This is a genomic window from Kitasatospora sp. NPDC028961 (assembly GCF_055564815.1).
Genome location: NZ_JBVHVO010000002.1, coordinates 212312 through 225271, shown reverse-complemented (window position 1 = coordinate 225271; position 12960 = coordinate 212312). Strand labels below are relative to the sequence as shown.

General features: G+C 75.1%; 9 protein-coding genes. All 9 read left to right on the top strand.

From position 1 onward, the window contains the following. Positions 1-172 precede the first annotated feature (172 nt). The gene (gene pdxH, locus ACZ4UX_RS05130) at positions 173-805 is read left to right on the top strand and encodes a pyridoxamine 5'-phosphate oxidase (protein ID WP_329492207.1); all 633 of its coding nucleotides are present in this window, start codon (positions 173-175) and stop codon (positions 803-805) included. Between the two features lie 200 nt (positions 806-1005). Continuing rightward, positions 1006-1191 carry an FxSxx-COOH cyclophane-containing RiPP peptide gene (gene fxsA / locus ACZ4UX_RS05125; protein ID WP_329489200.1) on the top strand — a complete coding sequence of 62 codons (186 nt, stop codon included), beginning with the start codon at positions 1006-1008 and terminating at the stop codon, positions 1189-1191. Positions 1192-1297: 106 nt separating this feature from the next. Beyond that, positions 1298-2635: a TIR-like protein FxsC gene (locus tag ACZ4UX_RS05120; protein ID WP_352291451.1), complete on the top strand. Its 1338-nt coding sequence runs from the start codon at positions 1298-1300 to the stop codon at positions 2633-2635. Further along, on the top strand, positions 2625-6638 hold the full coding sequence (gene fxsT / locus ACZ4UX_RS05115; protein WP_465705643.1) for an FxSxx-COOH system tetratricopeptide repeat protein: 4014 nt from the start codon (positions 2625-2627) through the stop codon (positions 6636-6638). Before ACZ4UX_RS05120 ends, fxsT begins: the two co-directional genes overlap by 11 nt. Before the next feature lie 44 nt (positions 6639-6682). Further along, on the top strand, positions 6683-7855 hold the full coding sequence (locus tag ACZ4UX_RS05110; RefSeq protein WP_352291449.1) for an FxsB family cyclophane-forming radical SAM/SPASM peptide maturase: 1173 nt from the start codon (positions 6683-6685) through the stop codon (positions 7853-7855). A 3-nt stretch (positions 7856-7858) separates the two neighbouring features. Then, entirely contained in the window at positions 7859-8896 is a 1038-nt protein-coding gene (locus ACZ4UX_RS05105) for an aKG-HExxH-type peptide beta-hydroxylase (RefSeq protein WP_465705642.1), read from the top strand. Positions 8897-9353: 457 nt separating this feature from the next. Then, complete coding sequence (gene fxsA, locus ACZ4UX_RS05100; protein WP_329489205.1) at positions 9354-9539, top strand: FxSxx-COOH cyclophane-containing RiPP peptide; 186 nt, start codon at positions 9354-9356, stop codon at positions 9537-9539. A 61-nt stretch (positions 9540-9600) separates the two neighbouring features. Further along, positions 9601-11988 carry an FxsB family cyclophane-forming radical SAM/SPASM peptide maturase gene (locus ACZ4UX_RS05095; RefSeq protein ID WP_465705641.1) on the top strand — a complete coding sequence of 796 codons (2388 nt, stop codon included), beginning with the start codon at positions 9601-9603 and terminating at the stop codon, positions 11986-11988. Positions 11989-12122: 134 nt separating this feature from the next. Further along, entirely contained in the window at positions 12123-12833 is a 711-nt protein-coding gene (locus ACZ4UX_RS05090) for an AAC(3) family N-acetyltransferase (RefSeq protein WP_465705640.1), read from the top strand. Positions 12834-12960 lie beyond the last annotated feature (127 nt).

Sequence of the window (12960 nt, the reverse complement as noted above, 5' to 3'; positions counted from 1 at the left end):
TGGCGAGACACCTTATCTCCCACGGGGGTTTGTCCGGAGGTAGCGGTGCCGGTTGCTTGTCGTACGGGATGATGTTGACGTGCAGACCCCGGAACGCGCCCAGTCGACGCCCCCGAGCCCCGCCTCCCGGATCCTGGCCGAGGAGGCCCGGCCCGGGCCGGACCTCACCGTGATGCGCAAGCACTACACCCACGAGGGCCTGGTCGAGGGGCAGCTCGCGGCCGACCCGGTCACCCAGTTCACCCGCTGGTTCCACGAGGCGGACGACGCCGGCGTGGTGGAACCCAACGCGATGGTGCTCTCCACCGCCGACGCCGGGGGGCGGCCGAGCTCGCGCACGGTGCTGCTGAAGGGCTTCGACCGGCGCGGCTTCGTGTTCTTCACCAACTACGGCTCCCGCAAGGGCACCGAGCTGGCCGTCAACCCGCAGGCGGCCCTGCTCTTCCCCTGGGTGGCGCTGGCCCGCCAGGTGATCGTGCAGGGCCGGGTGGAGAAGGTCGGCCGGGACGAGACCGCCGCCTACTTCCGCACCCGACCGCACGGCTCCCAGCTCGGCGCCTGGGCCAGCGAGCAGTCCAGCCCGGTCGGCAGCCGCGAGGTGCTGGAGCAGCGGTACGCGGAGCTGGAGCGCCGCTACCCGGAGGGCGAGGGGGTGCCGGTCCCGCCGTTCTGGGGCGGGTACCGGGTGGTCCCGGAGAGCGTGGAGTTCTGGCAGGGCCGGGAGAACCGGCTGCACGACCGGCTCCGCTTCCTCGCCGACCCGTCGGCGCCGACCGGCTGGCGGGTCGAGCGGCTCTGCCCCTGACCGCCGGGGGCGGGCCGACGCCGCCGTCGTGGCCGCCGCGCCGGGTGTCGTCGACCCCGCCCCGGCCGGGAAAGGGCCTGGCGCGGCGGCGCAGCACAGCTGATGGCCCGTCATGCGCGGGTGTAGTATGCGCGTCGCGGACCGGGTCGACTCCCCGGGGCCACCAGCCCGCTGGGCCGAGCAGATCGAGTGAGGGACTGATGGGCGTCACCGGTGCGGGAACCGCCGTTGGACTCGGCTCTGACCTGGTCGACGTCACCGCCCTGCCGCTGGACGAGATCGACGCCCTGCCCGACACCGTCCTCGGCGACCTGCTGCGCCGGGTGGTCGCGGACGTCCTGGCCCCCGGCGCGGAGCCGGTCGCGGCCTTCCAGTCGTCCCTGTAGTCCCGGAGCCACGAGCTTCGCCGACTCCCGGGCACGACCGCGGAGTTCGCGACATCCTGGGGAGGACAGCAGCGCAGTCGCGGCACCGTCGGGCCCGGGGGGATCAGTGCGGCCGTACTTCTTCTTCAGTTACGCCCGGCGGGACTACGAGGCCGGGGACGCCTTCGTCGACCAGTTCTTCAACGACCTGCGGGACGAGCTCGGCCGGATCGAGCCCGCCGCCGGCGCCGAGGAACTCGCCTACCGCGACACCGAGCGGCTGCGCCTGGGCGACAACTGGGAGCAGCAGCTCGCCCAGATGCTGGCCCGCTGCCGGGCCATGGTCGCGCTCTACTCCCCGGCCTACTTCGCCAGCCTCTACTGCGGCAAGGAGTGGACGGCGTTCCGCGGGCGGGTCCGCCGGCACGAGGAGCTGGCCGGCGAGGTCGTCCCGGCCCTGATCCCGGTGCTCTGGGAGACCCTGCCGGGGGAGCTGCCGGACGAGGTGCGGAAGATCCAGTTCGTCCAGCAGGGCATGGGCGACGCCTACGCCCGTTCGGGCCTGCGCGACCTGCTGCGCACCGACCCGCTCGGCCCCGACTACCGGCGGGTGGTCCGGGTGGTCGCCGAGCGGATCCGGGACGCGGCCGCCCGGCGGCTGGGCGAGCTGCCCGAGTTCGACCTCGGCGCCGTCCGCGGCTACTTCCCGGTGGTGCCGTCGATGCGGCCGGCGCCCACCGCCGGGATGGTCCGGCTGTTCATCGCCGCCGGCCGCTCCTCCGACGCCGCCGCCGCCGAGGCGGGCGGCTCGTCCCGCGGCGGCTGGTACGGGGCCAAGCCGTGGCAGTGGGCGCCCTACCACCCGCCGACGCAGCCGTCGCTGGCGGTCCGCGCCCAGCAGGTGATCACCTCCGCCGGGCACACCACCACCCTGGAGGAGGTCGGGCCCGGCCTCGGCGAGAAGCTCGACCGGGCCCGGGAGGACAACCAGGTCAGCGTGTTGCTGGTGGACCCGTGGATGGCCGGCGGCGAGGTCTACCGGCCGGCGCTGCGCGAGTACGACGACCAGAACCACCCGGTCACCGGCGTGATGGTGCCGGCCGGTACGGACGACCCGCCGGCCGGACCGGAGCGCGACGCGCTGTGGACCGGCGTGCGCAGCGTGTTCCGGCGCAACTGGTTGCGCCGGAGCGACCTGGAGCACTTGTTCCGCGTCGCGGTGGGCCGGGAGAGCTTTGACACGGACCTCACCATCATGGTGACGGTCGCTCAGAACAAGCTCATGGACGACAACTTCGATTGGGGGGACGATGTCGACGGCGCCGCCTTCGGCTTCGGCCCCGACGGCGAGGACGCCGCCCCGGCGATGCCCGGGCTGGCCATTCCGGCCGGGCCGCCAGGACCGCGCCGCAGCCCGGACGGCGCGGCGGTGCCGTCGAGGAGGGAACAGGACGATGTTCACTGAGCCCGGAACTGACCCGGAGCGGACCGGACCGGGGTCGGTCGTCACCTTCTACTCGTTCAAGGGCGGCACCGGCCGGACCATGGCCCTGGCCAACGTCGGCTGGATCCTGGCCAGCCGCGGCCTGCGCGTCCTGGTGGTCGACTGGGACCTGGAGGCGCCCGGCCTGCACCGCTACTACCACCCGCTGCTGGTCGACCCCGAACTGCACGCCACCGACGGCCTGATCGACCTGCTGCGGGCGTACGTCAAGCAGGCGCTGCCCACCGCCGCCGGTCCGGGCGGGCTCGCCCCCGCCGACTGGCTGGACGAACCGGGCCGGCTGAGCGGTTACATCTGCGGCCTGGCGCTCGACCTGCCGCCCGGCGGCCGCCTCGACTTCCTGCCGGCCGGGCGGCAGAACGCCGCCTACCCCGCCGCCGTCACCAGCTTCAACTGGCGCAGTTTCTACCACGGCCGGGACATCCGGGGCGGCGAGTTCCTGCGCGAACTGCGCGACCGCTGGGCCCGGGCCTACGACTACGTGCTGATCGACAGCCGCACCGGGGTCAGCGACACCTCGGGCATCTGCACCGTCCTGATGCCCGACTCCGTCGTCGACTGCTTCACCTTCAGCGCGCAGAACATCCGCGGCGGCGTGGACGCGGCCCGCACCATCGCCGAGGCCGAGGAGCGGGCCATCCGCGTCCTGCCGGTGCCGATGCGGGTCGAGGACGCCGAGCAGGAGCGGCTCGAAGCGGGCCGGGACTACGCCCGCGAGGCGTTCGCGCCCTACCTCGGCCGCTGGCTGGGGGCCGAGCGGCGGGCCGCCTACTGGAGCGACGTCGAAGTCCCGTACAAGCCCTTCTACGCCTACGAGGAGGTGCCCGCCACCGTCGCCGACCGGCCGCAGGAGGCGCGCAGCCTGCTCAACGCCTTCGAACGGCTGGCCGGGTGGATCACCGACGGCCGGGTGCGCACGCTGCGCCCGCTCACCGGGGACGCCCGCCGCCGGCTGTACGGCGCCTACCTGCGCTCCACCCGCACCATGCCCCGCCAGGTCTTCGTCAGCTACGCCCCCGAGGACCGGATGTGGGCCGAGTGGGCCGCCGCCACCCTCACCGGCTTCGGCTACCAGACCTCCCTGCACAACGCCGCCGAGCCCTACCCCGGCGGCCGTCCGCCGGAGGCCGCCGGGCCGCTGGACGGCCAGGGCCGGCTGCTCGCGCTGCTCTCGCCCGAGTACACCGCGCTGCCCCGCGCGGCCGAGGCCTGGCAGCTCCTCAGCGGGCGCGAACTGAGCTCCGGCTCGCCGGCCCTGGTGGCGCTGCGGCTGCAGGACTCGGACGAGCCGGTGCCGCGCCCGTTCGTCGGCCCGGCCGTCCCCGACCTGGTCCGCTCCTCGGCCGTGCTCGCCGAGTCCCAGCTGTACAGCGAGCTCGGGCCGCCGCCCGGCAGCAGCAGCCGGCCGGACGGGGACAGCGGGGAGCACGCCGCCCCCTCGCGCTTCCCCGGTACCGCGCCCAAGATCCAGGAGGCACCCTCGCGCAACGCCTCCTTCACCGGGCGCGGCCGGCTGCTGGAGCTGCTCCGCAACCGCTTCACCGGCGGCCCCGGCGCGGTGCTCAGCCAGGTGCTCTACGGCTTCGGCGGCGCCGGCAAGTCGCAGATCGCCGCCGAGTACGCACACCGCTTCAAGGCCGCCTACGACGTGATCTGGTGGGTGCCCGCCGAGGAGCCCGCCAACATCCCGCAGAAGCTCGCCGAACTCGCTCCCCGGATCGGCGTGCAGAGCAGCGACGACGTCGCCCACACCGCCGTCGCGGTGCTGGACGCGCTGCGCCGCGGCGAGCCGTACCGCCGCTGGCTGCTGGTCTACGACAACGCCGGCACCCCCGAGGAGCTGGCGCCCTGGCTGCCGGCCGGCTCCTCCGGCGGGCACGTGCTGATCACCTCGCGCAACCAGGGCTGGTCCAAGCACGCCGGCCTGGTCGAGGTCGACGTCTTCACCCGGGAGGAGAGCGTCCGGCTGCTGCGCCGCTTCAACGGCGGCCTCGCCCCGGACGACGCCGACCAGGTCGCGCACCGGCTCGGTGACCTGCCGCTCGCCGTCGGCCAGGCCGCGGTCTGGCTGCAGGAGACCTCGATGCCGATCGCCACCTACCTGGAACTGCTCGACGAGGAGCTCACCGAGATGCTGGAGCGCACCCGGCTGCGCACCGCCGAGTACCCGCACTCGGCCGCCGCCACCTGGCGGATCTCGGTCGAGGAGCTGCGCCGGATGAACGCCCCCGCCGCCCAGATCCTGGAGATCTGCGCGTTCTTCGGGCCCGACGCCATCCCGATGCGGCTGCTCTACAGCCGGGCCGTCACCCACGCGCTGCGGCTGCCGCCGCGCGCGCCCCGCGACAAGCTGGCGATCGGCGAGTTCCTGCGCGCCATCAACCGGTTCGGCCTGGCCCGCACCGACCAGGGCAGCGAGACCATCACCGTGCACCGGCTGGTCCAGGCCGTCCTGCGGGACCAGGTCGACGAGGAGCAGCGGACCGGGCTGCGGGCGGTGGTGCACGCCGCCCTCGCCACCGCGAACCCCGGTGACCCGGACATCCCCGCGAACTGGCCGCAGTACGCCGAACTCCTGCCGCACCTGTGGCCCTCCGGCGCGGCCGGCAGCGGTGACGAGGACGTCCGGCAGTGGATCATCGACTCGGTCCGCTACCAGTGGAAGCGCAGCCTGCACGAGTCCGGCCGCGACCTCGCCGAGCGCACCCTGGAGATCTGGCGCCAGGAGGACTACGGCGGCGCCGGCTTCGACGCCGAGAACGACGCCCAGACCCTGATGCTGCGCACCCAGCTCAGCAACATCCGCCGCTCCCAGGGCGCCCTGCACGAGGCGTACGCGATGGACCAGGACATCCTGGACCGCTTCACCGCCACGCTCGGCCCCGAGCACTCGCACACCCTCGCCGTCGCCAACAGCCTCGGCGCCGACCTGCGGTTCCTCGGCCGGTACGAGGAGGCCAGGGCGCGCGACCGCAGGACCCTGGACGCGGCCCGCCGCACCCTCGGCCCGGACCACCCGCGGACCCTCATGATCACCAACAACCTGGCGGTCTCCGACTACCTCGCCGGCGACCGCCGGGCCGCCCTGGAGCGCCACCGCAGCAACTACCTCCAGCAGCGCGACGCGCTCGGGGCGCACAGCCTCTACGCGCTGTCCTCCGCCTCCAACTACGCCCGCGACCTGCGCGAGACCGGGCGGCTGCGGGAGGCCCTGGACCTGCTGGAGGAGACCGTCCGGATCTACCAGCAGACCATCGGCGACGGCCACACCGACACCCTGCGCGCCCGCAAGAACCTCGCCGTGGCGCTGCGCCGGGCCGGCCGGTACAACGAGGCGCTGGAGATCGACGAGGACATCTACCAGCGCTACCTGGACATCAACGGCGCCGAGCACCCCGACACCCTGGCGGCCGCCACCAACCTGGCCAGCGACCTCAGCGCGCTCGGCGACACCGACCGGGCCATCCAGCTCGCCGAGCGCGCCCTCGCCCGCTACCGGGACTACCTGGGCGAGGACCACCCGGTCACGCTGGCCGGTGCCAACAACCTCTCCGTCTACCTGCGGCTGGCCGGCCGGACGGCGGAGGCACGGGAGCTGTCAGGGCGCACCCTGGCGCAGTTCCGGGCCGTCCTCGGCGACCAGCACCTGTACATACCGATCGCGATGATGAACCACGCCAACGACCTCGTCCTGTCCGGGGAGCCGGCGGCCGCGCTGGCCTTCGAGGAGCAGGCGGCGCCACTGATGGCCGAGACCCTCGGGCCGGACCACTACGACTCGATCGGGGTCACCTCCAACCTGGCGCTGTCGCTGGCCGCGGCGGGGGAGGGCGAGCGCGCGGCCCAGCTGCGCGGCGACTGCATCCGCCGGGCCCGGCAGACGCTCGGCGAGGAGCATCCGACCACGGTGGCGGTCAAGGCGGGGCTGCGGCTGGACTCCGACATCGAGCCGCCGTCGGTGTGAACTCCACCGCGGCGGCCGGTCCGCGGCGGGCTAGGCTCGCGGGCATGGTGCCGTTCCGCCAGTTCCTGCTCAAGGTCCACAGCCGGTGCAACCTGGCCTGCGACTACTGCTACATGTACGAGGCGGCGGACCAGAGTTGGCGCCGGCGGCCGCGCCGGATGGAGCTGGCGACGGTCCGCCGGGTGGCCCGGCGGATCGCCGAGCACGCGGCGGGGTGCGGGCTCGACGAGGTCGGGGTGATCCTGCACGGCGGTGAGCCGCTGCTCGTCGGGGCAGGCCATCTGGACGCGCTGCTGGCGGAGTTGGCCGGTGTCGCGCCGAGGGTGCGGTTCAGCCTGCAGACCAACGGACTACGGCTGCTGGACGAGCCGGCGCTGCTGGAGGTGCTGCACCGGCACCGGGTCGCCGTCGGGGTGTCGCTGGACGGCGCCGCCCCCGACCACGACCGGCACCGGCGGCTGCCGTCCGGCGGCGGCAGCTGGGAGCGGACGGCCGGGGCGCTGCGGCTGCTGGGTTCGGACCGGCACCGGGAGCTGTTCGCCGGGCTGCTCTGCGTGGTGGACCTCGCCGCCGATCCGGTCGCCACCTACGAGGCGCTGCTGGAGTTCGCGCCGCCGCGCGTCGATCTGCTGCTGCCGCACGGGACCTGGGCGGCCCAGCCGGCCGGGGTGCGGCGGTCGCTGCCGACCCGCCCGCCCTCGGGCGAGGACGCGGCGCCGTACGGGGAGTGGCTGATCGCCGCCTTCGACCGCTGGTACGGCGCCCCGCGGCGGGAGACCGGAGTACGGCTCTTCGAGGAGCTGGCGGTGCTGCTGCTCGGAGGCCGCGCGGCCAGCGAGGCGGTCGGGCTGGCCCCCGTGGACCTCGTGGTGGTCGAGACGGACGGCACGATCGAACAGGCCGACAGCCTCAAGGTGGTGGCCGACGGCGCCGCCGGGACGGGGTTGGACGTGTTCCGGCACGGCTTCGGCGAGGCCGCCGCCCACCCGGCGTTCCGGGGCCGCCAGCGCGGCCTCGCCGGGCTCGGACCGGTCTGCGCGGCCTGCCCGCTGGTCCGCGTGTGCGGAGGCGGCCTGTACGCGCACCGCTACCCCGGGCCGGACGCCGGGGGCGGCTTCGCTCACCCGTCCGTGTACTGCGCGGACCTGGACCGGCTGATCCGCCACATCGCGGGGAGGCTGCGGGCGGACACGGCCGCTGCGACACGAGGAGGATGACCGGTGGCGGGTGCGGGTGGGCGGACGACGGACGGACTGCCCCGGCACGGGGTGGACCGGGCGACCTTCCGGGCGATCGCGGCCGCGCGCGGCGGACCGGAGGCCGTCCGGCTGCTGCGCGCCGGACAGCTGAGCAAACGCGCGCTGCTGCTCCTGGCCCTGCGGCGGGCGGTGCCCGAGGACACCGCCTACCAGGCGGCCTACGCCGAGCTCCGGGCGTCGCAACGGGCCGACCGGGCGCGGTGGGAGGAGGTGCTGTTGCGGCCGGAGCTGGACGCCTGGGCGGCCGACCGGCTGCGCGCCCGCGCGGCGGGTGAGGCCGTCCGCCTGGACGGGCTGGCGGAGTTCCTCCGGGCCGCGCCGGGCGAGCCGCTCCGGCTGGAGTGCGACGGGCTGCGGTGGACGCCGGCGATCGACCACGCCGGGCCGCGCCGGGTGGACTACGGCCGGCCCCCGGCCGGACCGCTCGACGAGCGGGAACTCGCCCACTGGCGCACCGAACTGGCCCTCGCCTGGCAGGTCCTGGTGCGCCGCCACCGGCCGTACGCGGAGGCCGTCGCGGCCTGCGTCACCACGATCGTCCCGCTGCGCCCCGCCCCGGGCGGCGAGGCGGTCAGCGCCGCCGCCCGCCGGGCGTTCGGCGCGGTGGCGGCCTCGCGACCGGGGGATCCGGTGCTGCTCGCGCTCGCCCTGGCGCACGAGTTCCTGCACCTCCAACTCGGCGCGCTGCTCGACCTCGTGCCGCTGCACCACCCCAACGGCGCCGCCGTCCACCACGCTCCCTGGCGCCCCGACCCGCGCCCGGTCGGGGCCCTGCTGCAGGGCACCTACGCGCACCTCGGGGTGGTGGACTTCTGGTGCGCCGAGCTGGCCGCCGGCGCGGGGGACACGCGCCGCGCCGCCGGGGAGTTCACCCGGTGGCGCGGCCACGCCCTGACCGCGGGCGCCACCCTGCTGGACAGCGCGGAGCTCACCGGCCACGGCCGCGAGTTCACCGAGGAACTCGTGCGCACCGTACGCGAATTGGACGGTCCTCCATAGCGTGCGGGTCGCCCGGTCGCGCGGCCGCGGCCGGCCTGCTGTGCGGTATTGATGATTGCCGTAAGAATGAAGAGAATGAACGTCATTGACGGACGCTCAGGTGTCATGGCCGGCCCGTCGCGGGGCTCCTCCGGGAGCCGTGCCCCGCGAGGGGTGCCCGGGGTCCCAAACCGCGGGCACCCCGCCGGGGGTGCGCCGGACGGGGGCGGTGAGGAACCGGGCCCGCCGAGTCGCCGCAAGGGCCGAGGGAACGCTTCGGCGCGCGCCACGGCGAAGTGCGCGACCGCCGGACGGGTGAATTCTTGAGGCTCCGGGCGCCGCCACAGGGCGTCGACCGGGCGTGGAGACCAACTTGAGACCGCAAGGTGCCGCGCGGACGTCGCGCTGGCACTACATTGGTCGCAATCGGGTGGCTTACCCACCCCCGGCAGGTCCTAACCGCGCCTAAGGAACGAATATGACACCGGTAATCAGCACCAGGCCAGGCACCGAGCTGACGGACCCCCAGGACCTGGACCGAGGACCCTCGCTCGCCGCACTCGCCGCCCTCGGTGCGGAAGAGCTCGCCGCCCGACTGCAGCGCGCCCTGCCCGGCGCGGAAGCCGGTCGCGTCGCGGTCGCCGCCTTCAATTCCTCGATCTGACCGGTCCGGGAATGCCGGACCGGATTTCCGTCCGACCGGGCCCGAATTCACCAGAGCTACGATGAAGCGAATTCCGCTGCCTTTCTCGCAATTCGTGGTCAAGGTGCACAGTCGCTGCGACCTCGCCTGCGACCACTGCTACGTCTACGAGCACGCGGACACCAGTTGGCGCACCCGGCCGAAGGTCATCGGCGACGAGGTCCTGGCCAAGGCCGCCGAACGGATCGGCGCGCACGCGGCCGCGCACCGGCTGCCCGCCGTCCGGGTCGTCCTGCACGGGGGAGAACCCCTGCTCGCCGGCCCGGACCGGCTGCGCGGGGTGGCCGAGGCGCTCCGGGCGGCGCTCCCGCCCGGGTGCGCCCTCGACCTGCGCATCCACACCAACGGCGTCCTGCTGAACCGTGAATTCTGCGCCCTGTTCGCCGAGTTGGGCGTCGGGGTGGGCATCTCGCTGGACGGCGACCGGGCCGCCAACGACCGGCACCGCCGGTTCGCCGACGGGCGCAGCAGCCACCCCCAGGTGCTGCGGGCCGTGGCACTGCTGCGCGAACCGGAGTTCCAGCACCTCTTCGCCGGACTGCTCTGCACCGTCGACGTCGAGAACGACCCGGTGGCCGTGTACCGCGCGCTGGCCGAACTCCAGCCCCCCGCGGTCGACTTCCTGCTGCCGCACGCCACCTGGGACGATCCGCCGAAACGCCCCGCCGGCCGGGGCGAGCACCCGTACGCCGACTGGCTGCTCGCCGTGCACGACCACTGGGAGGCCGACGGGCGGCGCTTCGCCGTCCGCACCTTCGAGTCGGTGCACCGGACGCTGCGCGGGTTCACCAGCCTCACCGAGTCGCTCGGCCTGGAGCCGTCCGACCTGGTCGTGCTGGAGACCGACGGCACCTTCGAGCAGGTCGACAGCCTCAAGACCGCGTTCGACGGCGCCCCCGCGACCGGCTTCGACGTGTTCGCGCACAGCCTCGACGACGTCGCCCGGCACCCCGGCATCGTCGCCCGCCAGTCCGGCCTGGCCGGGCTCGCCGCCACCTGCCGCGGCTGTCCCGTCGTGCGCACCTGCGGAGGCGGCCTGTACGCCCACCGCTATCGGGGCCACGATGGTGGCGGCGGCTTCGACAACCCCTCCGTCTACTGCGGGGACCTCATGACGCTCATCAACGGCATCACGGCGCGGAGCGGGCCGGTCGCCCTGCCGGCCCAGGTCGCCGCACCGGTCGTGCCGGCGGCGCTCGCCCCGGCGCAGCTCGACGAACTCGCCCGCGGATACGGCGGCGCGGACACCGTGCGCGCGCTCGGCCGCTCCCAGCTCGCCCTCACCCGGGCGATGCTGGCCGCCGCCTGGGACGCCTCGGGCCAGGGGCGTCCGGAGGCGTGGGCGCTGCTGTCCGAGCTGGACGCCGCCGCCCCGGCCGCCGTCGACACCGTGCTCGCCCACCCGTACGCCCGCGCCTGGGCCGCCCGGCAGCTGGCCGGCGACCTGGGGACCGGTCTGGGCCCGCTGGCGGGCCTGGCCGCCGCCGCGGCGGTGCGGGCCGGGCGGGGCGACGCGGTCGCCGTACCGGTGCGCGGCGGGTGGCTGCACCTGCCGACGCTCGGGCGGATCGCCCTCCCCGACGGGGAGGCGGTCGTCACCGGCCGGGCCGACGGGTTCACCGTCCGGGCGGCCGACGGGTCGGTGCGCACGGCCCTGGACGAGCCGCTGCGGCGGATCCGGCTGGCCGGGGGGTGGACCGTCGCGCTGGAGGACGTCGACCCGCTGCGCGACAGCCACGACCACGCCGTGGCGGAGCGGCTGCCGGACGCCGAACTGCTCCACTGGACCGGTGCGCTGCGCGAGGCCTGGGAGCTGCTCGGGCACGACCTGCCGGGGTACGCGGACGGCATCCGGGTGGGGCTGGCGGCGGTCACCCCGCTGCGCCCGGGCCCGGCCGGGCGGGACGTCAGTTCGGCCGCCCGGCAGGCGTTCGGGGTGGTCGGCATCGCCCGGCCCGCCACCGCGCCGACCCTCGCCCTGCTGCTCGCGCACGAGTTCCAGCACGTGAAGCTCGGCGCGGTGCTGGACCTGCTGGACCTGTACGACCGGAACGACGACACGCTGTACCTCGCCCCCTGGCGGCCCGACCCGAGGCCGCTCGAAGGCCTGCTCCAGGGCACCTACGCCCATCTGGCCGTCACCGAGTACTGGGGCACCCGCACGCTCGCGTACGACGGCCTGCCGGGCGAGGCCGCCGACCGGGCGCGGCTGCAGTTCGCGCTCTGGCGGCAGTACACCGCGGAGGCGGTCGAACGGCTGGCCGGGTCCGGCTCGCTGACCGCGCTCGGCCTGCGGTTCGCGGACGGCATGCGGGCGACGGTCGCCCCCTGGCTCGCGGTGGCGCTGCCCGACGCCGCCGAGCGGGCGGCGCGGCTGGCCCGGGAGGAGCGCGCGATGGCCGGCGGCTGAGCCTCCCCCCACCCGCGTCCACCGCCCGCCGCCCTCACCCCCGGGGAGCCGTCATCCTCACCGAACTCCGTGCCCTCACCGAGGCCCGGCTGACCGAGCACGTCACGGCCCTCGGGGTCCGCCCCGGCGCGGTCGTGCACGTCCAGGCGTCGCTGCGGTCGCTCGGCCCGGTGACGGGCGGGGCCGCGGCGGTGGTGGCGGCGCTGCTGGCGGCGGTCGGCGACCGCGGCACCCTGGTCGGGTACACGGCCACCCCCGAGAACTCGGCCACCTCCCGCATCCACGCCACCGCCACCGCCGGCCTCTCGCCCGCCGAGGTCGCCGCCTACCGCGCCCTGATGCCGCCCTTCGACCCGGCCACCACCCCCTGCTCCCCGACCATGGGAGCCCTCTCGGAGGCGATCCGCACCCACCGGGACGCCCACCGCAGCCGCCACCCCCAGACCTCCTGGGCCGCCATCGGCCGGCACGCCCGGCGGATCACCGAACGGCACCCGTACGACTGCCACCTGGGCCCGGACTCCCCCCTCGGCCGGCTCTACGACCTCGACGCCCGGGTGCTGATGCTGGGCGTCCCGATGGCCAACTTCACCGCCTTCCACCTGGCGGACCTGCGGATGCCCGACGTCCCGCTGCGCGAGTACCGCTGCCGCGGCGCGGAGGGCTGGATCTCCTTCAAGGCCCCCGAGCTCGACGACCTCCACTTCGGCGAGCTGGGCGCACAGGTCCTCCGCGAGGCCGAGGGCGTGACCGCGGGGGAGATCGGCGGCGCGCCGTGCCGCCTCGTCCCGGTCCGCGAGGCCGTCGACGTCGCTGAGCGGATCCTCCGCCGCTCCCGCGCCTGAGCGGCGGCCCTGAGCGCCGGCCCTGACCGCCGGGCGCGCCGCGCCGCCGCCCCCGGGCCGGGCCGCCGTCGCACCCGGTTCGTTTCGGTCATGTCAATTCGTGCGGGGCGAGGTGCTATTCCATTAG